The 21,668-nt window shown below is 53.4% G+C and carries 20 protein-coding genes; 7 read left to right on the top strand and 13 right to left on the bottom strand.

What is annotated here, in order from left to right; all coding sequences use genetic code 11:
- Positions 1-410 precede the first annotated feature (410 nt).
- From G5B42_RS09050 to G5B42_RS09040, 3 genes are read left to right on the top strand one after another with little or no spacing between them, the layout of a single operon-like run.
- On the top strand, positions 411-1,454 hold the full coding sequence (locus tag G5B42_RS09050) for a CDP-glycerol glycerophosphotransferase family protein (RefSeq protein WP_181340153.1): 1,044 nt from the start codon (positions 411-413) through the stop codon (positions 1,452-1,454).
- A 50-nt stretch (positions 1,455-1,504) separates the two neighbouring features.
- Positions 1,505-3,280 carry an ABC transporter ATP-binding protein gene (locus G5B42_RS09045; protein WP_181340152.1) on the top strand — a complete coding sequence of 592 codons (1,776 nt, stop codon included), beginning with the start codon at positions 1,505-1,507 and terminating at the stop codon, positions 3,278-3,280.
- Positions 3,261-4,484 carry a lipid-A-disaccharide synthase-related protein gene (locus tag G5B42_RS09040; RefSeq protein WP_181340151.1) on the top strand — a complete coding sequence of 408 codons (1,224 nt, stop codon included), beginning with the start codon at positions 3,261-3,263 and terminating at the stop codon, positions 4,482-4,484. Before G5B42_RS09045 ends, G5B42_RS09040 begins: the two co-directional genes overlap by 20 nt.
- Positions 4,485-4,487: 3 nt before the next feature.
- On the opposite strand, the gene G5B42_RS09035 is transcribed toward G5B42_RS09040, so the two are convergent.
- Positions 4,488-5,399, bottom strand: coding sequence for a glycosyltransferase (locus G5B42_RS09035; RefSeq protein ID WP_181340150.1), 912 nt, complete (start codon positions 5,397-5,399; stop codon positions 4,488-4,490).
- A gap of 42 nt (positions 5,400-5,441) precedes the next feature.
- Positions 5,442-6,707, bottom strand: coding sequence for an O-antigen ligase family protein (locus G5B42_RS09030; protein WP_181340149.1), 1,266 nt, complete (start codon positions 6,705-6,707; stop codon positions 5,442-5,444).
- Positions 6,708-6,798: 91 nt separating this feature from the next.
- Between G5B42_RS09030 and G5B42_RS09025 the strand changes: the two genes are divergently transcribed.
- From G5B42_RS09025 to lpxA, 3 genes are all read left to right on the top strand, one after another.
- Positions 6,799-8,100 (top strand): glycosyltransferase family protein, encoded by a 1,302-nt coding sequence (locus G5B42_RS09025; RefSeq protein ID WP_181340148.1) that lies wholly within the window; start codon positions 6,799-6,801, stop codon positions 8,098-8,100.
- A gap of 65 nt (positions 8,101-8,165) precedes the next feature.
- Entirely contained in the window at positions 8,166-8,303 is a 138-nt protein-coding gene (locus G5B42_RS11945; RefSeq protein WP_331274096.1) for a UDP-3-O-acyl-N-acetylglucosamine deacetylase, read from the top strand.
- A gap of 37 nt (positions 8,304-8,340) precedes the next feature.
- Positions 8,341-9,147, top strand: a complete 807-nt coding sequence (gene lpxA, locus G5B42_RS09015; RefSeq protein WP_181340146.1) for an acyl-ACP--UDP-N-acetylglucosamine O-acyltransferase — start codon at positions 8,341-8,343, stop codon at positions 9,145-9,147.
- Between the two features lie 91 nt (positions 9,148-9,238).
- Here the strand turns inward: lpxA and G5B42_RS09010 are convergent, their stop codons facing one another.
- The 8 genes from G5B42_RS09010 to G5B42_RS08975 form a co-directional block, all read right to left on the bottom strand.
- The gene (locus tag G5B42_RS09010) at positions 9,239-9,469 is read right to left on the bottom strand and encodes a heavy-metal-associated domain-containing protein (protein WP_181340145.1); all 231 of its coding nucleotides are present in this window, start codon (positions 9,467-9,469) and stop codon (positions 9,239-9,241) included.
- Between the two features lie 149 nt (positions 9,470-9,618).
- Positions 9,619-11,472 carry a heavy metal translocating P-type ATPase gene (locus tag G5B42_RS09005; protein ID WP_181340144.1) on the bottom strand — a complete coding sequence of 618 codons (1,854 nt, stop codon included), beginning with the start codon at positions 11,470-11,472 and terminating at the stop codon, positions 9,619-9,621.
- Positions 11,473-11,528: 56 nt separating this feature from the next.
- On the bottom strand, positions 11,529-11,813 hold the full coding sequence (locus G5B42_RS09000; protein WP_181340143.1) for an iron-sulfur cluster repair di-iron protein, ric: 285 nt from the start codon (positions 11,811-11,813) through the stop codon (positions 11,529-11,531).
- Between the two features lie 189 nt (positions 11,814-12,002).
- A complete protein-coding gene (locus G5B42_RS08995; RefSeq protein WP_181340142.1) occupies positions 12,003-12,677 on the bottom strand; it encodes a class I SAM-dependent methyltransferase in 675 nt (224 codons plus the stop codon).
- Positions 12,678-12,691: 14 nt separating this feature from the next.
- Positions 12,692-13,366: a hydrogenase nickel incorporation protein HypB gene (gene hypB, locus G5B42_RS08990; protein ID WP_181340141.1), complete on the bottom strand. Its 675-nt coding sequence runs from the start codon at positions 13,364-13,366 to the stop codon at positions 12,692-12,694.
- A gap of 38 nt (positions 13,367-13,404) precedes the next feature.
- Positions 13,405-13,749, bottom strand: a complete 345-nt coding sequence (locus G5B42_RS08985; protein WP_181340140.1) for a hydrogenase maturation nickel metallochaperone HypA — start codon at positions 13,747-13,749, stop codon at positions 13,405-13,407.
- 1 nt (position 13,750) lies between these two features.
- Complete coding sequence (locus tag G5B42_RS08980) at positions 13,751-16,507, bottom strand: FAD-dependent oxidoreductase (protein WP_181340155.1); 2,757 nt, start codon at positions 16,505-16,507, stop codon at positions 13,751-13,753.
- Positions 16,508-16,632: 125 nt separating this feature from the next.
- The gene (locus G5B42_RS08975; protein WP_231133399.1) at positions 16,633-17,295 is read right to left on the bottom strand and encodes a FadR/GntR family transcriptional regulator; all 663 of its coding nucleotides are present in this window, start codon (positions 17,293-17,295) and stop codon (positions 16,633-16,635) included.
- A gap of 423 nt (positions 17,296-17,718) precedes the next feature.
- Between G5B42_RS08975 and G5B42_RS08970 the strand changes: the two genes are divergently transcribed.
- Positions 17,719-18,108, top strand: coding sequence for a metal-dependent transcriptional regulator (locus G5B42_RS08970; protein ID WP_181340138.1), 390 nt, complete (start codon positions 17,719-17,721; stop codon positions 18,106-18,108).
- 237 nt (positions 18,109-18,345) lie between these two features.
- Here the strand turns inward: G5B42_RS08970 and G5B42_RS08965 are convergent, their stop codons facing one another.
- From G5B42_RS08965 to cysK, 3 genes are all read right to left on the bottom strand, one after another.
- A complete protein-coding gene (locus tag G5B42_RS08965) occupies positions 18,346-20,151 on the bottom strand; it encodes a ferrous iron transporter B (RefSeq protein WP_181340137.1) in 1,806 nt (601 codons plus the stop codon).
- A complete protein-coding gene (locus G5B42_RS08960; protein ID WP_181340136.1) occupies positions 20,148-20,408 on the bottom strand; it encodes a FeoA family protein in 261 nt (86 codons plus the stop codon). Before G5B42_RS08960 ends, G5B42_RS08965 begins: the two co-directional genes overlap by 4 nt.
- 264 nt (positions 20,409-20,672) lie before the next feature.
- Positions 20,673-21,605 carry a cysteine synthase A gene (gene cysK / locus G5B42_RS08955; RefSeq protein ID WP_181340135.1) on the bottom strand — a complete coding sequence of 311 codons (933 nt, stop codon included), beginning with the start codon at positions 21,603-21,605 and terminating at the stop codon, positions 20,673-20,675.
- Positions 21,606-21,668: the final 63 nt, after the last annotated feature.

Below are 21,668 nucleotides of genomic sequence, written 5' to 3'. Positions count from 1 at the left end.
ACTAAACGAACTAAATCCATGAAGAACCTCGACCTCCTTCGGGGGGTATTCATTCTTGCCGAATGTGAGGTTCCTCTTCTCTTTTTGTAAAGATATCTCCTCCATAAAATCTACAGTAATTTTACACTAACATAAATGGGAAAACTTGCAAACGGCAACCGGAAATGACGGCTTTCGTCCGGTGGCGCCAGGCCCGGCCGTATCGGCAACAATAGGCAGGAGGGCAAGCCCTCAGAAGATAAAGAAGACATGGGCGGTAACAATAAAAAGTGAAATGGCGGGCAGGATTACGGTTAGTCTACCTCGAAAGCTTAATGATGAACCATCTGCAGGTGAAAAAAAGACGGCACCGGCGGATATGCTAAGGTCGAAAGAGGAGACAGGAAAGACAAGGAAGGAAGGCGTGCGCGTTGATTGCTTATTATGTGGACAACTCTATTCATCAGATCCCTTCATTTATTTATATTGCAAAAGTCCTGGGCGGAACGGTCCTGACCGACGGGCCGGATTCCTTCCGGATCCTGCGCGAAGATTTTCCCGAAGTGAAGGCGGAATTTTACGCCACCCGGGCCGAATTGCAACAGAGATTGGCGGAACTAAAGCCCGAGGCCATTATCCAACCGGATTATTCCAAAAGCTACTTGAATGTGAAATTTGATACCGCTCATATCCAGGTCTTTCACGGGACTTCCGATAAAACTTATGGGTATAGCAGTAAAATCCGGGATTATGACTTCCTTTTGCTCCCGGGGCAGCGGGCTCACCGGTTGATGAAGGCTGCCGGTTTACTCACGGAAGACAATTACGCCATTGTCGGTTATCCTAAAGCCGACCGGGTTTTCAAGGGGGAGTTTGACCGGGAAGAAACCATAAAGCGCCTGGGCCTTGATCCGGATTTGCCCACGGTTTTATATGCACCCACCTGGCAAGATAGCAAATTCAATACGAGTTTGCCCAAATATGGCGCGGAGGTTCTTTCCGGAATGCCGGAAGGGTATAACTTAATCGTGAAACTTCATCCTAATACTAAAAGGTATGACCGGCGCAATTACCGCATGGTGGAAACGTTGGCCGGCCAAAACCCCAGGATTAAATTGCTGGGTTATGAATACGATGTCATTCCGGTCATGGCGGGGGCCGATCTCTTGATTGCCGATATTTCTGCGGTCACCCATGAGTTTCTCTGTTTTGACCGGCCCTTTGTCTTTCTGGACCCCCGTCCCCTGCCCTTTGGCCAACGGAAGACCTGGGTTTGGCGGTGCGGGCCGGTGGTGAAACGCCGCGGTCAGGTCTGGGCGACGGTGCAAGAGGCTTTAGCCCATCCGGAAGCCTACGCGAAAGAACGCCGGAGTGCCCGGGAGGAGATCTTTTATCAACCCGACGGGCATGCCGCCGAACGGGCGGCGGAGGCCATCCGGGACTTCTTAGAGAAAAGAAGGAAAGGACAGGCTTGATTTTGTTGAAAAGAATGAACAAAGGACGAGAAAGAGAAACCAAAGTTCAAATGAGCACCGGTTACCGGCTCTTTCTCTACGTTAAACCTTATTGGAAGGAATTCAGCGGAGCCATTTTGGCGATGGTCATTGTCTCCCTCGTCAATCTAGCTTTTCCTTATCTTTTTGGGAATTACCTTATTGACCGGGTTTTTAATGCCGGGGGAAACATAAGGCTCTTAAATGTAATTGTGGTGGGCGTTCTCTTTCTCGCTCTGGTCAAAGGTTTTTTCTCCTATTTCCAACGTTACCTCACCAGCTATCTAGGGCAACGGGTGGTAACCAACCTGCGGGAAGAGGTTTTTCAACATCTCCAAAGAATGTCGGTGGGGTTTTTGGAGGGACAGCGGGTCGGCGAGTTGATTGCCAGGATCACCAGTGATGTGGGGCAAATTCAAAATATTGTTTCCTCCGGGGTCATCTCCCTCCTATCCAATGGCTTTATGCTGGTGGGGATCCTGGTCGCCGTTTTTTTGCTAAACTGGCGGCTGGCTTTAATTACCCTCACCGTGTTACCGCTCATTGTTTTTGTGGTCTCCAAAGCCGGCCAGCGGATCCGGGGGATCAGCCACCGGGTGCAGGAAACCATTGCCGATCTGACGGCAGTGCTCCAAGAGATTTTTACCGGAATCAGGGTAGTAAAAGCTTTTACCATGGAAAAACACGAGGCGAAAAGGTTTGCCCGGGAAAACGAAGCCAGTTTCAACGCAAATATGAAGTCGGCGCAAGCGATCGCTTTGTTAACCCCGATGGTGGAGATCCTTTATGTGGTGGGGCTTGCCCTGGTGCTCTGGTACGGCGGGCTGGAGGTTTTCTATGGCCGGTTAACCACCGGGAGTTTAGTCACCTTCTTCACCTACATCGGAATGCTCGGAACCCCGATCACCACCCTGACCAACACCATCAACACTTTTCAGCAGGCGCTGGCCGGCGCGGACCGGTTGTTTGAGATCCTGGATCACCGGGAAGACTTACAGGACAAACCAAACGCCATCGTCTTGCCGGAAATCAAGGGTGAAGTGGAATTTGTCAATGTCAGCTTTGGGTACCGCCCGGGCCAGGAGATTCTTTCCGGGATCAATTTAAAAGTGGCCCCCGGTGAAGTGGTGGCCCTGGTGGGGCCCAGCGGAGCCGGGAAAACCAGTCTGGTCAATTTGATACCCCGTTTTTACGTGCCGACCAGCGGGGCGGTGCTGGTGGACGGTTATGATGTGCGGGATGTGAGAATATTTTCCCTACGCCGGCAGATCGGCCTGGTCCCCCAGGAGACGATCTTATTTGGGGTCTCCATCTGGGAGAATATTGCCTACGGAAAACCGGACGCCACCGAGGAAGAGATTATCAACGCGGCAAAGATGGCCAATGCCCATGAGTTCATTACCGCGCTCCCCAACGGCTACCAAACCCTGGCCGGGGAACGGGGCTCCCAGCTTTCGGGGGGACAAAAGCAACGGATTGCCATCGCCCGGGCGCTCCTGCGGAACCCGCGGATCCTGATCCTGGACGAAGCCACCTCGGCTTTGGACACCGAAGCGGAACGGCTGGTGCAGGAGGCCCTGGAACGCTTAATGAAAGGAAGGACCACCTTTATCATTGCCCATCGCCTCTCCACCGTCCAGGGGGCGGACAAAATTGTCGTCCTTTCCCACGGAAAAATTGTGGAGGTCGGTACCCATGAGGAGTTATTACAAGCCCACGGGTTATATGCGAAAATGTATGGCGAGGGCGCAATCTTCCACAGTGACGAAGAGGGGCAGGGTGTAAAGGGTGAGTACGGTGAGAAATGAAGAACGCCGGCGGGTGCTTTTGCTCAGTAACGGCCACGGCGAGGACGAGATCGCCGCGGTTTTAGGCGAACAGTTGGCGCAAGTGGCGCCCGAATTTGAACTGCTGGGCTTCCCGCTGGTTGGGACCGGACGGGCTTATGCCGCAAAAGGAATTCCGGTGCTGATGGGCGCCGGACCCTTGCCCAGCGGGGGCTTTACCCGGAACAGCCTGGGCAATTTCCTCCGGGATGTAAAAGCGGGGCTCTTCCGGCAGATTGGCGCCCAGGTGAACATGCTCCGTCAATTAAGGGGAAGCGTGGATTTGGCGGTCTGTGCCGGCGATGTTTATCTATTGACCCTGGCGGGGCTTTTTTTAAAGGAACCCATTTTCTTTCTGCCGACCGCCAAATCCGACTATATTGCGGCCCATCTTTGGATCGAACGCCGGATCATGCGCCGGTTTTGCCGGCAAATCTTTCCCCGGGATGCCCGGACGGCCGCTTCGTTGGCGCGCCACGGTTTACCGGCTGAGTTTGTCGGCAATCTTATGATGGACGGCCTGACCTTGACCAACCCCGCGGCTTTTCAGGAAAAGGCGGGCCGGGTCATTCTCCTCCTTCCGGGCAGCCGGGAGGAGGCCTACGCCAACATGCGGGATTTGACGGCGGCGGTGTTGGCTTTGGAAGAATTGGCGGCAGGGCAAGGGGTCGAGGAAAGACGCCGCTATTTCGTGGCTTTGGCCGGCGGTTTGAACTTCCAGGAACTCAGTAAAAGACTGGGGCCGGATGGTTGGCTGGCAGCGGAACCGGCGGCGCAAGAACTTGAAGGGGGCGTCCGGGGACACCTGGACCGGGAAGAGGCCTGGGGCCGGTTACGGATCACCATCGTGCAAGGACGGTTCGGTGATCTCCTGGCTGCCTGTGATCTCGTGATCGGGCTGGCGGGAACCGGCAATGAACAGGCCGCCGGAATGGGAAAGCCGGTCCTCACTTTCCCTGGGCGGGGCGCCCAATTTACGAGGGTGTTTGCGGAAAGACAAAAACGTTTACTGGGGGATGCCGTTTGTCTGCTGCCCAGGGCGCCGGAGGTGGTGGCCAAAACCGCCTTGGCGCTGCTTTGTGATCCGGCGGCCCGGGAGCGGATGGGCCGCTGCGGGCGGCAGCGGATGGGCGAGCCGGGCGGAGCCCGGAAGCTTGCCCTCCGGATCAAGGAGTACCTGGCTTGAGGTTTAAGGTTCCTTTTTTGTCAAGGCTTCCTTCAGGCCCTGGACATAAGCGTAACTCCGCATGATACTGAGGATCAAGTTGAAGGCAAATTTATACCCTTTTTGTTCACAGAAGGCCAGGAGTTTGGCGGCCCCCGGCCGTTCCGGCCAGCGGAAAGGGGTTAAGAGTTTAACCCAGGCAAAAAAAACCGGCGAGATCAGGGTCACCATTTTGACACTGAAGGAAGGATGCTTCCGGTAAAAGAGGACGGCCATATGACCCCGTTCCCGCTCTTTCTGGAGGATGGCCGGGATTTTTTCCGCGGTAACGGGGGCTTGTACGTGGTAACTCCAGGCGGAAAGGTTTTTCACCCGCTTTAAACCCAGCTGACGCAAACGGTGCCCAAGCTCCAAATCTTCCCAGCCGTATTCGACGAAACTCTCGTCAAAGAGACCGGCGGCGATGAGCTTTTCCCGTTCCACCGAGACATTGCCGGTGGCAAAGAAGGCCCGGGAAAAGTCATTATACTGCGGCGCTTTTTCGTTGGGATCCGCCGGGACGGGCGTGTTCAGGACGGAACCGTTGACGACCAAACCGGGGCGTGTATGGGCGGCAAGATGGCTGGCGACAAATTCACGCCGGACGATCATGTCGCTGTCCAAAAAGATAATAACGGGGGCCCGGGCGGCCAAGGCTCCGGCATTCCGGGCGCGGGCCCGCCCCGCATGTTCCAGCCGGATATACCGCAGGGCGCAGGGGGCTTCCTTTTGGAGGCCGGCAACGACGGCCGGCGTCTCATCGGTGGACCCGTCATCCACCACAATCAGTTCGTAAGATGTGGGAGGAGCCGTCTGGTTAAAAAGCGCCCTTAAGCAAAAGGCAAGCAGATCCTGGGAATTGTAAGTAGGAATTACTACACTGGCTTTTAAGCCCACCGTCAATAACTCCTTTTGTCCTTGATCGGCCCTAATTTTTTATTAGGATTGACCCGGCATGGTCAGGCTCTGGCAATCAGGCTGAGAAGGGCCGGTGGTAACTGCGGTTTTCTTTGCTTCCATGGCATAAAGCCCGACCGCCAAACCAAGCAGAAGCCAAAAACCGATGCCGATGTTGGTTTTCCAAATCGGGAGATCAACTTGTTGATGAATGAAGACGCCCACGAGCGAAGCAAAAATACCCTGGTAAAAAGGATTTCCGCTTTTGGTCAACTTATATGCCAGAAAGTATGTGTGGGCAAAGGCCAAGCTAAAGAGAAGAAAACCGGGTAGCCCTAATTCGGCGGCCATCTGGAGAAAAATATTATGGGCGAAAGCAAAGGTTTTTTCCTTCTTCGCCGCCGGAGGTGCGTATTCGAGATAGACGGCGGGGAAAACCCCTAAACCTACACCCTGGAGCGGTTTATCCTTAATCATGTTTAAACTGGCTTGCCAAATATGAATCCTGGTCATGTTGCCGCCCTTATCAAGAGAAAAAATAGATAAAAAGCGGTCGTTGAGAGTAGGGTTAATCATCAGCAAACCAGCGGCCAGCAGCAAGATGACGAGAAAGATAAGGGTGATTTTCTTTTTGTAGTTAAGGAGCATAAGGAGGACTAACATTCCGGCAAAACCGACCCAGGCGCCGCGGGACTGGGTGGCCAAAAGAGCGCAAACGGACGCCGTTAAAAAGGGGAAAACAAAGTAAGCGTAAGGTTTCCCTTTCGCCAGGAGAAAGCCGAGGCCGACGCCGGTGTACATGATGATTAAAGTCCCCAGGCTGTTGGGGCCGCCAAAAAGCTCAGCCCGGGGAAGGTTTAGGCTAAAATAGCGGATTAAAGTTGCCGCCGAGACGGCGATGCCGCCGCCAGTAAAGAGAAAAAAGCAGGTGGTCAGGAACTTCCGGTCATAGAAGGCGAGACGCTGACTGCCGAAAAAATAAAAATAAAAGACTAAGGTAAAAGCCAAGGAAAGCAAAAAAGAATTTAAGGGCTGCTTTGAGAAAAAGCTATTGATGAACATGTAAACCAGTAAGAAAACAAACAGTTGTCCGGTGCGTTTGGCTAAACGTGGGACGGAGGAAAGAATCGGCTCCTGCTTTTCCCTGCTGAACAGGGAGGCCAGTTTCGCGATTAATAAAAACAAAAGACCAAAGTAGGGCTGTCCACACGGAACCAAGGCAAAGGTTAAGTACCAACCGGTTTTTTCTATTATGATCTTTATCTTCTGCCTTTGCCGTCCGGGGTTTTGTGCCGACGGGGTGTCCATCCCATTCATCCCCTCTGGTAATTTATCTTTTCGGGAAACCAAAATGTAAACTAATTATATCACAACTTGTAAAAAGGGGGAAGCTAGGCAAATGCCGTTGGATATTATAATTACTGTAAACAGTCCGGGGGAAGTCTCCGGATGGTTGAAACCGGTTGTTGATGCTCTCCAGGATTTCCCATGGCCGTACCGGCTGACGGTGTTTATTCCCCCGTGCCCGTTTGCCAGTGGCGCCGAAAGCCGGGTTGTGGCGGAACTGCCCCAAGTAAAACAGGTGATTGGTGCGGAAGAAACGGTCCGTTTCATTATAACCGGGAAATTACCGGCCGAGTTTAACCCGGCCGGAAAGGGAATCATCCTTTTTTTAGGGGGCGATCTGACTTATGCTGCCTTGTTGGCGAAACGCCTTCGTTACCCGGCCGTTGCCTATACGGAAGGACTGACCAACTGGACCAACTCTTTTGCGCGGTTTGCCACGGCTTACCCTTGGATGGCCGATAAAGTAAAGAAGCCGGCGGTAAAAAGGAAAACGGAAGTAATTGGCAATTTAATGTTGGATGCGGTTAACCCCGAGTATTCGAAAGAACAGATGAAAAAACTGATGGGAAATGAGGAAGCGCCCGGCTTGTTGTTGCTTCCCGGAAGCCGCCCGGTCCATTTCCAATATATGCTTGCTTTTTATATGAAAACAGCGGAGAAAATCAAAGCCCAGATGCCGTCGCTGGGGATGGCGGTGAGTATTTCGCCCTTTGTCACGGAAGAGCAACTGGTGGCCGCCCTTTCCGATTGGGGAGCCCGGGAATGGGGAGTGTCTGCCACTTATTCTCCGGCAGGGAAAGGTTCTTTGGACTCCGTCGGTCCTTTAAAGGTCCTGGGTGAGATTAAAACGGCGACCGGTCTTCGCCTTCCCTGTTTCCATCATCAACAGTATTCCTTAATGAACTGGGCGGACTTGGCATTGACAATCCCCGGCACGAATACGGTTGAGCTGGCGGCGCTGGGCGTACCCATGGTCGTCACCATTCCGTTAAACCATCCGGAAAAGATCCCCCTTGAAGGGCTGGCCGGATTGATCGGCGGCCTCCCCCTCCTGGGGAAAGTGCTCAAAAGGAAGCTGGTTCCTAAATTTCTGGCCAAGATTAAGTTTACGGCTTGGCCGAACCGGTTGGCCAAAGCGGAGATTGTCCCGGAACTGATCGGGAAGATCTCCCCCGATCAGGTGGCCGAAGCTGCGCTTGGAATGTTACAGGATAAAGCGGGTCTGACGCAAATTTCCCAACGTCTCAAAGGAGTTGTGGGTGAACCGGGGGCCGCCAAGCGGTTGGTCCGGATCCTGGAGGAAGTGGTCAGAACCGCCTACCCTTCCACTGTTTTAACCGCCTCCATGTCGTAAGTTGGTGAAAAATATAAAAACTATGAAAGGGTTTGAGCAAACTTTGCAGAATAAAATTGCTATTCGTGGGTCCGGACAAGTGGCGGATCCGGACGATCGAGCACTTGATGGCGGCTTTGCATGGCCTCCAGGTGGATAACCTGCTGGTGGCGGTGGAGGGCCCGGAAATTCCATTGGGTGACGGTAGCACCCCTTTTTTGTGAAAAAATTCTTCAGATGTGTGATTAGGAGGTCCCTTGCATGAACATAGTGGAGAATAAAGTAGTAACAATCAGAGAAATTCATGAAACGGCCTTAGTACATCCCGGAGCGAAACTCGGCAAAAATGTGGTGATCGGTCCGTACGCGATAATCGGCGAACACGTGGAACTGGGTGACGGTTGTGTGGTGGGACCTCATGTCGTGATTGACGGGTGGACGAAGATTGGTAATAATAACAAATTTTATCATGGCGCTTCCATCGGCGTCGAACCCCAAGACTTAAAGTTCAAGGACGAAAAGAGTTTCTTGTTTATCGGTGATAATAATATCTTCCGGGAGAACGTGACGGTAAGTCGCGGGACTGAAGGGGGCGGGGGGGAAACCCGGATCGGCAATAATAACTTGTTTATGGCCTATGCCCATGTGGCCCATGACTGTCAGGTGGGCAGTTATGTGGTCGTGGCCAACTGTTCGGCCCTCGCCGGCCACGTAACGGTGGAAGACCGGGTGACCATCGGCGGGTTGTCCGGAATTCACCAGTTTACGAAGGTGGGTAAGCTGGCGATGATCGGAGCCTGCACCAAAATCGTCAAAGATGTGCCGCCCTTTATTATTGCCGATGGAAATCCGGCCCGGGTTGCCGGGATTAATATTGTCGGTCTCCGCCGGAACGATGCCCCTCCCGATGTCCGGAATGAGATCAAAAGGGCTTACCGGATTCTTTACCGCTCCAACCTTTCCATTGAGCAAGCAATCGAAAAGATGGAGCATGAACTCCAAGGCATTGCGGAGATCGATCATTTTATCCGTTTCTTGCGCAGTGCGGATCGGGGAATCTGCCGCTAAAACGGAAAACGGCCCCCTCCGCTTTGTTTCCGTTTTCTGCCTTTTCAAAAATAAAAAAAGACACCGCGCCGCGGTGTCTTTTTTCTCCTTGCTACCCGTTAACTTGCGTTTTTTTTACTTCATACCCGAGGGCCGTGATCGCCTTTTCGATCTCGTCGATAGAAACTTTCTCCTCATCGAAGTTCAGCTTGACCTTGCTGGCGTTGAAGAGGACGCTCACACTCTCCTTCTCGACCCCGGCCAAAGCTTTGACGGCCTTCTCAATCTTCTGTTGACAGGAGGGGCAAGTCAAGGTTTCCAGTTGAATCGTGGCTTTCTTCACTATTCATCTCTCCTTTAAACCTTTATATCTTAATGGTCCCGGCCCGTCAGGCGGGCGCGGCGGTTTGCGCCAGGCGGTTAAAGTTCGCATGCCCGTTTATAACAGTCTGGCTCGAACCGGGCAATTCATTGCAACAGGCGGAAAATCAGTTATCTTAAACGGTACCGCAAAAGACGCATCCCGTTTAAGATAACAGCCAAGATACTGCCTTCATGCACCAGCATGCCGATGGACATGTTCATCCAGTCACTGAACAAAAGACTGGCCAGCAGGACCAGGACAACGGCAACCGCGATCAAAATGTTTTGTTTCATATTCCGGGTGATTGCCTTGGCCAAACCCAGGGCGTGGGGAAGACGGCTAAAATCGGAATTCATCAAGACCACATCGGAGGTCTCGATCGCCACGTCGGTCCCGCCGCCCATCGCGATGCCGATGCTCGCCAAAGCCAGGGACGGGCTGTCGTTAACCCCGTCGCCCACAAAGGCAACAATCTGGCCTTCCTCCTCAATTAACCGTCGAATATAGGCTGCTTTTTCCTCCGGTAACATATTCCCATGGGCTTCCGTCAAGCCCAGCTCCCGACTGACCGCATCAACCGTCCCTTGGTTGTCGCCGGACAGCATCACCAGGTTCTTGACGCCCAGCTTCTTTAATTTGCGGAGATCTCCTTTCACCCCGGGCCGGATCTGGTCACGGACCCCCATCAACACTTTAAGCTCGCCATCGACGGCCGTGAGGACCAGGGAATCGCCGTTCTTTTGGAAACGGGCAATGTCCGCCCGGGCTTTCGCATTCAGTTCAACTTTTTCTCTTTCCATTAAGGCGACATTGCCGACGGCGACGCGGTGTCCGTTGACCTGGGCGATAATGCCGCTCCCTTTCACCACTTCGGTCGCTTCCACGGTTGAATATTCTGTCTCGCCAATCGCTGCCAAGACCGCTTTGGCCAAGGGATGATCCGATTCCCGTTCCACACTAGCCAGGTAACCCAACGCTTCTTCAATATGGTCACCATAATACTCGGTTTCGGCGACCGCCGGCCCCCCGACCGTCAGGGTTCCGGTTTTATCAAAGACCATGGTCTGTACCCGGCTAAACGCACTAACCACTTCGCTCCCCTTCAGGAGAACACCGTGCCTGGCCCCGTTGCCGATCCCGGCGACATTCGAAACCGGAACGCCAATGACCAGAGCCCCCGGACAACCAAGTACAAGAATGGTAATGGCCAATTCGAGCCGGCGCGCGAATAACCAAACGATGACGGAGAGGGCAAGCACGGCCGGGGTGTAGTATTTCGCAAAGCGGTCAATAAAACGTTCCGCCTTCGATTTAGAGTCCTGGGCTTCCTCCACCAGGGCAATGATCTTACTGAAGGTTGTATCTTCCCCGACCCGGTCCGCCACCATCTGGATGGTCCCGTTATCGAGAATAGTCCCGGCATAAACCTTTGACCCCTCTTCTTTCGCCACGGGGATGGATTCGCCGGTAATGCTTGCTTCGTTCACACTGCCTCTCCCCGCGATCACATGTCCGTCCACCGGAACCTTGGCCCCTGTTTTTACCAGTAATACATCACCGACCGCAACCTCATCCACCGCCACCTCTTCAAACTCGCCGTCTTCCCTTCGTTTAAGCGCGGTTTCGGGGGCCATCTCGGTCAGCGCTTTAATGGCGGAACGGGTTTTATTTAAGGTCCGTTGCTCCAAAAAGGCCCCAAAGAGGAAAAGAAAGGTGACAATAGCCGCTTCCTCGAAATTGCCAATCAAAAACGCCCCCGCCACGGCGATGGTCACTAACAGATCGATGCTGACCACTTTTACTCTGAGGGCTTGGTATGCTTGGATCGCAATGGGCGCGACTCCGAAGAGCGCCGCAACAAGCAAGGCCAATTGAAAAAGCACCGGATTGTCCATGGCTCCCTTGCTAAGAAAACCAAAACCAATCAAAACTCCACTCATCAGGAGAATCTTGTTTTTGTTCCTTAAAATATAGCGCTGCATACCGTCACCACCTTTCTTCCATGTCCGGCCTTTCCGGCGGGTAACTCTTCCAAATTTTAAAAAGCCTCATCCAATTCGGCCAGCATTTTGTAGACCGCGGCATAGCTTTCACAGACATCATCGGGCACGGTGTAATTGTCCGTAATTTCCCGCAGCTTTCGGAATTCACTGACCAAGTCCGGTTTCGCAGCGCCGGCCCCTTTCAGCTTTTTGTTGATCGCGTCAAATATTTGGCGGACTTCATGAAATTCCGGGTGACTTTCCCCGTGCACACGGGCGACAATCGGCACATATTGTTCCAATGTTTTTAAATGTTTAGCCTTTACGCGCTCAAAGTCCATAATTTCTCTTCCTTTCTAAATTTTATTGTCGGCTTCATTATAGCAAAGGGCCCCGGCCTTGAATTTGACCTTGATCAAATTTGCACCCCTTTCTTCATTCTTTAACATTATTGAACCAGTCTTTCTTAGTATTACGAAAAAACGCCCGGTTTCGACGGGCGTTAACACTGAAGACAACTTCACTCCGGATCAAAAATCCGCAAGACCAATCTCTTTCCGTTTCCCGGACACAATATACTTCTCCCGGTCTGCAATCATCGTATCCACCGCAAACCAAGGGGCCAGTACGGCTGCCAATTCCTCCGCCGAAAGCATCTCCCGGGAAACATGGGCGGCGCTTCCGGCATGGTGTCGCCGCAACGCTTCCAAGCCCATACTATGAGCGACGGTCAACCGCCCACCCGGTTTAAGCCAGCGGGCTAGACTGGCCACAAGCCGCCGGGGGTCTTCGAAGTGGGGAAAGGCGTTATAGATCACACAGCAATCACAATCACTACGCACAGGTATTCTCTGGATATCCCCGCAGATCACCTCAAAGCGGGGATCAGCCACCTTTTGGGCGGCAATCCGCACCATTTCCGCCGAAATATCCACCCCGATCACACGGGCCACATTACGGCGGAGATAATAAGGGAACAACACTCCCGTACCGCAGGCTACATCCAACACAACCGCACCCTTCCTCACCCCGGCCGCATCGAGAATGAAGCTGAGTTTCGCCTCATCAATAATCATCCGGGCGTCCCATTCCGGTGCCATGCGGTCAAAAAAAGAAATGACCCTTTGATTCCAGCTATCTTCGGCTGGTTTAAATCCCACGGAAACGGGTGCCGTCCCGCCAGCGCTGAGTATCGCTCCGGCCATGGTTCCCCCCTGCCTCAAGTAGTCGCAATCCACTCTTCCACCTGCTGCTGGAGCCAAGCAAGCCAAGCTTCCATCCCTTCGCCGGTCTTGGCGGAAAGAGGAAAGATTTTAAGGTTAGGGTTGCGCCGCAACGCGTACTCCTTCACCTTGTCCAAGTCAAAATCAAAATAGGGCAACACATCAATTTTATTAATGATCAATACATCGCAAACGGTGAAGATCAGCGGATACTTGAGCGGCTTGTCGTGCCCTTCCGGTACCGAAAGGATCATCGCGTTCTTCACCGCGCCGGTATCAAACTCAGCCGGGCAGACCAAGTTCCCCACATTCTCCAGGATAACCAGATCCAGATCAGCAGTACCCAGTTCCTGCAAGCCCCGCTCGGTCATGCCCGCGTCCAAGTGGCACATCCCGCCGGTATGGATCTGAATGGTCTTTACCCCGGTGGTGACGACCATTTCCGCATCCACCGCCGAATCGATATCGGCTTCCAATACACCGATCCGCAGTTTCTCTTTGAGCGCTTCGATAGTCCGCAACAGCAGGGTCGTTTTGCCGCTGCCCGGGGATGACATCAGGTTTAGCAGGAAAGTCTTCTCCCGCTTCAGTTTAGCGCGGAGACGGGCGGCTTCCCGGTCGTTATCCGCAAAAACACTCTCCTTAATCTCGATAATCCGAACTTTTTCCATCGGTAGTTCCTCCCGCAAATAGCCTTGCGCGTCATTCTTTAACAGGCTTCAATCGTCTTCAGGTTGATCTCATTCCCTTGCACCAGATAGGTTTGTTCACTACCGCAGAAGGGGCAGATCCGTCCGTACCGGACCGTTTGGTAAGTCTCCTGGCAGCTTTCACAGAAGGTCAACGCCGGGATTGTTTCAATGGCGAGCCTGGCCTCTTTCATCAGTTCCGTCTTCTTGACCGCCCAGGCCCAGCAGGCGGTAAGTTCTTCCGGTACCACCCCGGAAACCTCGCCCAGTTCCAGGGTGACCGTGGAAACCATCGTCAGCTTGTTCTCCGTACCGACCCGCTCTACGGTCTTAATGATGTGAAAAACGATCCCCAGCTCGTGCATGCTACTTTCCTTTCTTGCGCCCGAATTTGATCTTCCACGCCCGCTTGAGCATGTAGGGTAGAATCGCTTTCAGCTTGTCTTCAGAACGCACCATGGTGCTGCATTCCGGCCGCTCACGATGGAGGTGAATCGCATCGAAGGCACACTGGGTGGTGCAAACCCCACACCCGATACACTTGTTCGGATCAACCACCGACACCCCGCAGTCAAGGCAACGGGCCGTCTCCTTTCTCACCTGCTCTTCGGTAAAGGGGATCCGGTTATCCCGGAATGTCTTCGCCAAGGCTTCGTTATAACCAATACGCTGCCGGGGGGTATTGTCGAAGCTCCCCAGGTCAAGCATGACGTTCTTCTTGTCCAAGGCGATGAATTCCCGGCGGTTACGGCCAATGGTCAAACTGGTATTCGGCTGCACAAAGCGGTGCAGGGAGATGGCCCCTTCCCGGCCGGCCGCAATCGCATCAATCACAAACTTCGGACCAGTAAAGGCATCACCGCCCACAAAGATATCCGGCTCGGTGGTCTGGTAGGTCACCGGATCGGCTTTGATCGTCCCGTTGGGATTGAACTCTACGTTCGTACCTTTAAATAACTCATGCCAATCCCCTTTCTGGCCGATACAGCAGATCACCACATCACACGCCACCGTTACGGTATCTCCCTCGTCGTAAGTGGGAGCAAAGCGTCCCTCATCATCCATCACCGACAGACACTTCTTGAAAATGATCCCCGTGGTTTTCCCGTTGTCCGCAATGATCGCCGCCGGTCCCCAGCCCGCATGGATGGCGATGCCCTCCTTCTCACATTCGGTCCGTTCTTCCTCGCCGCAGGGCATCTCCTCGTAACTTTCAAGACAATACATGCTGACGCTCTCCGCGTGGCAACGGACTGCCGTACGCGCCACATCACAGGCCACATTACCGCCGCCGATCACCACCACCTTGCCGGAAAGTTTGTACTCACCGGCCAGATTCACCTGGCGCAAAAAGTCGATCCCGGTGATCACGCCGTCACTATCCGCCCCGGGGATCCGGAGCGTTGCCCCCTTCTGAAGGGCGGCCGCCACATAGAAACCCTTGTAACCTTGCCGGCGCAGTTCAGGGATGGTCACATCCTTGCCAACCTCAACACCGCACTTAAACTCCACACCCAGTGCCCGCAGAACGTCGATCTCGGCTTCCACCACATCCTTTTCCAGACGGAAACTGGGGATACCATTCATCAGCATCCCACCGGGGCGGGCCTCCTTCTCAAAGACTGTCGGCTTATAACCCTTTAGGGCAAGAAAGTAGGCACAGCTCATCCCGGCCGGCCCCGCACCGATGATAGCGATCTTTTCCTCAAACCCGCCGCCAATCTTGGGGATGACCGGTTCGGGAATATAACGGGTCTCCGCCTCCAAATCCAATTGGGCGATGAAACGCTTGACTTCATCGATGGCCACCGCCTGGTCAACCGAACCGCGGGTGCAGGCCTCCTCGCAACGGCGGTTGCAGATCCGGCCGCAGACGGCGGGGAACGGGTTGTCCCGCTTGATCAGCTGCAACGCCTCACGGTACCGGCCTTGCGCCGCCAGCTTCAAGTAGCCTTGGACCGCAATATGGGCGGGGCAAGCCGTCTTACAAGGAGACGTGCCGGTATCATGGCAGTTGATGCGGTTTTTATCGCGGTAATCGACACTCCACTTATCCGGTCCCCACGGGGTCTCATCCGGGAGCTCCACCCGGGGGTACTCGATGGGGCCGTCTCTGGTACAGAGTTTCTGCCCCAACTTGGCCGCCCCGGCCGGACAATGCTCGACACAGCGGCCACAGGCCACACATTTCTCCCTTTCCACCCTGGCCACATAAGCGCTGCGGCTTAAGTTGGGTGTATTGAACAACTGGGAAGTGCGCAAGGCGTAACAGACATTAACATTGCAGTTGCAAATGGCAAAGATCTTATCTTCGCCGTCGATGTTCGTAATCTGGTGGACGAAACCATTCTCCTCGGCCTGCTTAAGGATGGCCAGCACTTCATCATAGGTTATATACTCGCCGCGCCCGGTCTCGACGATATAATCGGCCATATCGCCCAGGGCAATACACCAGTTCTCGGGATCGTCGCCGCAACCCTCACCCAGTTTTGCCCGGCTGACCCGGCAGGAGCAAATACTTTTGGCGTACTTGCCGTCATACTTCTTCAGCCAGTAGGAGATCTTCTCCACGCTGATTGCTTCGTTCTCCGTTTCAATGGCCTTCTCCACCGGGATGACGTGCATCCCGATGCCGGCTCCGCCCGGCGGAACCATGGGCGTAACCCGCTCCAGCGGCAGAAAGGTCATCCGTTCAAAAAAGGCGGCCACCTCCGGGTGCTCATCAACCTGGTCTTTGCGCATGTTAAAAAACTCGGCACTCCCGGGGACAAACCGCGGCAATACATACTGTTTTTCCCGCCGGGGGTTTTCCCAGTTGTACTCGATCAGACCGATATAGGCCATTTCGTTCAGGAGCTTTTCCAAAGAGGCCGCATCCTTACCGGTCAGCTTCACCAGTTCCGGCAGGGTCTTGGGCTTACGGACACCCATTTTCAGGGCAATGTCAGCCATTTCATCGGTGACCAAACCGGCCAGTCCCCAGTATTCCGGGTCGTTACCGGTAACTCCTTTCAATTTGGCAGGCAGGCGGTCGGTGATCATCCGCCCAAGCTTGATTATTTTCTTACGGGGTTTATCCGTCCGGGGAATCGTAAAAGACAACTTACTCTCATCCAGGGGCATGTTGGACATGGTCTGCTTGCTCATCAGGATCCACTCCTTCTCTTGATTATCGCACCATAATCACACCACTATGTTCTGACGTCTGGCCGCCATAAAAAACAAAATGCTATTCGCCTTTCTTCTCCTCAGCGCTCCGCCTTTTCTTCCAGGCGCGCAAGATAGTCGGCAACCCCCGTCGCCAGTAACTGATAGGCTCCTTCGCCGTCACCGGCTTCAAGCAGCGCGGTGAATCGTTCCAACCGGTCAAGCGCAAAGGTGAGCCCATACATCCGCAGATAGTTCACCCAGAAGGCAATAGACACATCATGCATGGTGTTCATGAACAGCGTCAGGATACTTTTCCCGCTTAAAATACAGATCTCCCGGTGCCAGCGGAAAAAAAGCTCGGCGAGCTCCTCCACCCCGCTGTGCTGGGCACGGGCGCGAATTGCAGCCGTCATCGCGCGCAAATGCGTAATATCCTCCGCTGAATGGGAGAGGGCGAGGTCGCGAAAGGCCATCCCCTCAATCGCCAGCCGCAAGTCCAAAATGGCGACGGCAACCTCCCGGCTCAATTCATCGCCGTTCAGATGGACAATGGCATTCAGAGTTTCAATATTCCCCGTCTTCATATAGTCGGCTACGTAGATGCCGGACTTCGGTTTGATCTCGACCAAGCCCATGGCGGCCAGCTGTTCAAAACCGGAGTGGACCACCGTTTTCTCGATCCCCATTTCCGCCGCCAACTCCCGTTCCGACGGTAACCGGTCCCCCGGCTTCCATTTCCCGCCAAGAATATCTTTGGTCATTTTTCTAACAAAAAGATCTTTATTGGTAAGCCCAGGCGTTTTCTTTACCCCGTTCAAGAAAACCGTTCCTTTGTGTTTTATCCGTGAAATAAAAACTGGTTAAGATCTGGTCCGACCAGTTCTTGTTATTATTTTAACAATCTCCGCCGGCCCTGTCAACACATATCTACAATGGATTGAACTGAGATCAATTAAAATTCGTAGCGTTTTTACAGTTCACACCGCATCCCAATCATGGCAATCCGGCACATGCGAAGAGAATGGAGAATAACCCGATAAAATCCAAGGCGTAGCTGAAAAGCCCCTTTAAACAATTTATCGCCAAAGATTCCGGGCCTTTAACATCCAAATACGAACGTGTATAATATAATTAGGTAAACTATAACCTGGAAGTGTTCTATCTAAACCAACGGAGGTCCGCTGATGAGTAAACTGACCGTCTCCATGGAAAATTATCTCGAAGCCATCTACGAGCTTTCCAACGGAAACTCCGGCGTCAGGGTTTCGGATATCTCAGAGCGTTTGGGCGTCACCAAACCGAGCGTCAACAGCGCCATCTCAACGCTGGCGGAAAAAGGGTTGGTGACCACCGAGAAATACAAGAAGGTCTATTTGACCCCCACCGGACTCGAACAGGCCAAACTAACCTCCAAAAAACATCAGATTATCCAAAAGTTTTTTACCGAGGTATTAAAGATTGACGCCGCCGTCGCCGACCAGGACGCCTGCTCCATTGAGCATGTGATTAGCAGCGATTCCGTCCAGGCCATGCAGGAATATATGCAGGCCAACGCCAATAAAGAGAAAGAATAATTAAGGTAATGAGGTAATCAAAAGCAAAAATTAAGGGTTTCCCGTCTCTTACAACCCCGGCCACCCGCCGGGGCAGAAGTATTGTCGGGAAACCCTTTCGTTATTTCACCCTTTTTCTCTCTTTTTACGTATTTTTCTCTTCGTTCAGCGCGAACCTTTAGAATCACTTACTTTAATACGGCAACCAGCGACAAAAGGAATCTTGGCCACCCATCTCATCTTTACCCACATCTCATCCTAGAAAATACTCTGGACGAACATGATCAGATGGTTCATCACCCCACCCACAAACAGCGCGGTCAGAGTGGTGCTAGCGGTAATGGCTACGGCGGTTCGCGCGTTAAACTCCTTGGCAATAATGCCGAACACCGACAAGCAAGGCAAATAGAGCAGGGAAACGACCGCCCCCACATACATCTGCAGTGGGTTCAAGTTAAGTCCCAACAGCGGCGCCACCGACATCTCCCGCCGGATAATTCCCAAAATGAGGGACATGACCGCCTCCTCCGGCAGACCCAGCCAGCCCGAAACAACCGGCTTCAGCAGTTCACCCAAGCCCTGTAAAATACCGGTTTCGGCAATAATGGCGGCAATGGAGACCGCGATGAGCATCGGTCCTTCCGCTTCCACCAAAAACTGCTTGATCCGGACCCACAGTTTCTTAAAGTACGCCCGCGGCTCGGGAACCAGCAGATTGGGCACCTCAAGGATCAGGGGGTCCACCGTCCCTTTGAGGAATCTTCTCAGCACGAGGGCGACCGTCACAAACACCGCCACTCCAGTCAGCGCCGTCGCCAGGAGGAGCCAGACGGAATAGGCCGACAACAAGGAGACGAGGGCGCCGGTCTGGGAAATGCAAGGAACCGCAAAGCAAACCATCGCGGTAACCATCAGGCGTTCTTTGCGGGTGGTCGCGGTCCGGGTACTGATTATGGCCGGAACGGCACAACCAAAACCAAGAAAGATGTGGATCAGACTGCCGCCCTGCACGCCCAGCTTGCGCATGATGTTATCAAACAGGACGACCAGCCGGGGCAGAATACCGCTGTCCTCCAGTAAGGCAAATTGAACCTGGAAAACCAGGACATAAGGAATCACCAGGGCTAAAATCCATTCAAAGCTAATCCGCAAGATCCCGTATTCCCCGATCAGGATATTCTGCAAAACCGGAGGCAAATTCAGCGGTATAACCAGTCGTTCAAAGAAAGGGACAATTACCCCTTCAACCAAGGGAAGTAGCACCATCCCCTCCAATACCTTACCGCCACCGACGACCACACCCAAGCTGATGAGCAGAATCAACAGCGCCAGCGGAAGACCGGGCCAGGGACGAAGCAGCGCATCACCCAACCTGTCCAAAAAGTTCGGTTTGGCATCGGTACGGGAAACCACTTTACGGACAATCTGCCGGGCTCGCTCCCAATACTCCAGTCCTGTATGTTCACCGGCCCGCCCGCAACCGGGACAACCGGCGCAAGTCGCACAAGACCGGCCCATTGGCAACGGGCGTTCCGCCCCTAAAATCCGGGCAAAAGTCTTGGTGATCTGGTCAAGGCCGTACCCTTTCACGGCCACGGTTGGGATCACCGGTGCGCCAAGTTCCTGCTCGAGCAGCTTGACATTGATCGCAAAACCTTTCCGCTCCGACACATCCATCAGATTGAGGGCAAAAACGATGGGCACATTATACTCCATGACCTCCAGCGCCAGCTTGATGCTGCCTTCCAGATCGGCGGCATTAAGCACAAAAAGCACAGCAACGGGATTGCTGCACATGAAGCGAATGGCGACCTCCTCGGCCACCGAAGTGGCCGCCAGAGAATAGGTGCCCGGGACATCAATCAAGGTATACTCGGTGTCTCCCACCTTGTAGGAGCCCTCGGTATAAGAAACGGTTGTTCCCGTATAGTTGGAACTGATGACATGAACATTGGTCAGGGCGGAAAAAATGACACTCTTCCCCACGTTGGGGGTACCCATCAGTAAAATTTTATTCTCTTTCGCCAATATTTTGCTGTCTTCAGCAATGAGATGGCATTTCATATTGCGGTGTCCTCCTCAACCAAAATCGCGGAGGCAATATCTTTCCCGAGGGCAATCTCCCTGGTGGCACTGGTGACCAATACCGGGCCGCCCAGACGGTATCTTTTTTTCTTGTGGATAACGGTACCAGGGTAAAAGCCTAGGCTGTTCAGAATCTTTACATCTGGCACGGCAGCTACTGTATAACGGCAGTTGTCCGGGGCAGTATACAAGCTGTATTTTCCATGTTGCCTTTGTCTACTCTGCTTCTGTTCCATCTTCCCGTACCTCCTCGTCAAACTACGTCTAAAAATCGAATTAAGTTAGTCTCTTCTAACTTTAATTTAAGTATACTCCACTCATCGCCAAAAAATCAAGTACTCCCCTGTTGTTATTTTGTAAATAACGCGTGAAAAGACCAGTCTATCGGCGTTTTTTGGCGTTACTCAGAAGTTATATCCCCGGTGCCTCCTTTTTCTTCATAACAACATAAAAAACAAGGCGTTCCCCGCCGGGGGAACGCCTTTTGGCCCATAGAAACACTATTCGGAGAAGAGTGGTGTGGAGAGATACCGCTCACCGGTATCGGGAAGGATGACGACGATCACCTTGCCGGCATTTTCCGGACGCTTAGCCACCTCGGTGGCCGCCCACAAGGCCGCCCCGGACGAGATCCCAACCAGCAACCCTTCGGTTTTGGCCAGTTCTCTGCTGGCCGTAAAAGCGTCGTCGTTCTTCACCCGCACAATCTCATCATAAATAGCAGTATTTAGTACTCTGGGCACAAAACCGGCACCAATCCCCTGGATTTTATGGGGGCCTGGATTCCCCCCCGAAAGCACGGGTGAGGCATCCGGTTCCACCGCGACCACCTTAATACTGGGTTTTTTCGCTTTCAAAAATTCACCGGCTCCGGTGAGCGTGCCGCCGGTTCCGACACCGGCAACCAGAAGATCAACGGTCCCGTCGGTATCTTCCCAGATCTCGGGGCCGGTTGTCTTCCGGTGCATTTCCGGATTGGCCGGGTTGTCAAACTGACCGGGAATAAACGCATTGGGAATCTCCCTGGCCAGCTCCTGCGCTTTGGCAATGGCACCGGACATGCCCTTGGCCCCCTCGGTAAGGACAAGTTCTGCCCCATAGGCCTTGAGCAGGTTACGCCGCTCAATGCTCATCGTCTCCGGCATGGTCAGAATGACGCGGTACCCGCGGGCCGCTGCCACCGCCGCCAGCGCAATACCGGTATTTCCACTGGTCGGTTCGATGATGACCGATTCCGGAGTCAACAGACCCTTTGCCTCGGCATCATCGATCATGGCCTTGGCGATCCGGTCCTTGACACTCCCGGCGGGATTAAAGTATTCCAGTTTTCCGATTAACTTCGCCTGTAGCCGGTGTTTTTTTCCGTAGTTCCCCAATTGCAGCAGAGGTGTCCTCCCGATCAGATCGGTTATGCTTTGGTAAATCTTGGCCATTTGTTCACACCCTTTATCTATAATTCATATATGTTTTATATGTTTTATCATACAGCGCATGGA

The organism is Capillibacterium thermochitinicola (genome assembly GCF_013664685.1).
Classification (GTDB): Bacteria; Bacillota; UBA4882; order UBA10575; family UBA10575; genus Capillibacterium; species Capillibacterium thermochitinicola.
The sequence above is the reverse complement of the archived record's forward strand: the minus strand, read 5'-3'. Positions and strand labels throughout refer to the sequence as shown.

What these genes read in the sequence shown, in the direction of transcription:
- G5B42_RS09045 (WP_181340152.1), top strand. Translation starts at nt 1,505, where the DNA reads ATGAGCACCGGTTACCGGCTCTTTCTCTACGTTAAACCTTATTGGAAG.
- G5B42_RS09030 (WP_181340149.1), bottom strand. Translation starts at nt 6,707, where the DNA reads ATGGACACCCCGTCGGCACAAAACCCCGGACGGCAAAGGCAGAAGATA.
- G5B42_RS09025 (WP_181340148.1), top strand. Translation starts at nt 6,799, where the DNA reads ATGCCGTTGGATATTATAATTACTGTAAACAGTCCGGGGGAAGTCTCC.
- lpxA (WP_181340146.1), top strand. Translation starts at nt 8,341, where the DNA reads ATGAACATAGTGGAGAATAAAGTAGTAACAATCAGAGAAATTCATGAA.
- G5B42_RS09005 (WP_181340144.1), bottom strand. Translation starts at nt 11,472, where the DNA reads ATGCAGCGCTATATTTTAAGGAACAAAAACAAGATTCTCCTGATGAGT.
- G5B42_RS09000 (WP_181340143.1), bottom strand. Translation starts at nt 11,813, where the DNA reads ATGGACTTTGAGCGCGTAAAGGCTAAACATTTAAAAACATTGGAACAA.
- G5B42_RS08995 (WP_181340142.1), bottom strand. Translation starts at nt 12,677, where the DNA reads ATGGCCGGAGCGATACTCAGCGCTGGCGGGACGGCACCCGTTTCCGTG.
- hypB (WP_181340141.1), bottom strand. Translation starts at nt 13,366, where the DNA reads ATGGAAAAAGTTCGGATTATCGAGATTAAGGAGAGTGTTTTTGCGGAT.
- G5B42_RS08985 (WP_181340140.1), bottom strand. Translation starts at nt 13,749, where the DNA reads ATGCACGAGCTGGGGATCGTTTTTCACATCATTAAGACCGTAGAGCGG.
- G5B42_RS08980 (WP_181340155.1), bottom strand. Translation starts at nt 16,507, where the DNA reads ATGCCCCTGGATGAGAGTAAGTTGTCTTTTACGATTCCCCGGACGGAT.
- G5B42_RS08975 (WP_231133399.1), bottom strand. Translation starts at nt 17,295, where the DNA reads ATGACCAAAGATATTCTTGGCGGGAAATGGAAGCCGGGGGACCGGTTA.
- G5B42_RS08970 (WP_181340138.1), top strand. Translation starts at nt 17,719, where the DNA reads ATGAGTAAACTGACCGTCTCCATGGAAAATTATCTCGAAGCCATCTAC.
- G5B42_RS08965 (WP_181340137.1), bottom strand. Translation starts at nt 20,151, where the DNA reads ATGAAATGCCATCTCATTGCTGAAGACAGCAAAATATTGGCGAAAGAG.
- G5B42_RS08960 (WP_181340136.1), bottom strand. Translation starts at nt 20,408, where the DNA reads ATGGAACAGAAGCAGAGTAGACAAAGGCAACATGGAAAATACAGCTTG.
- cysK (WP_181340135.1), bottom strand. Translation starts at nt 21,605, where the DNA reads ATGGCCAAGATTTACCAAAGCATAACCGATCTGATCGGGAGGACACCT.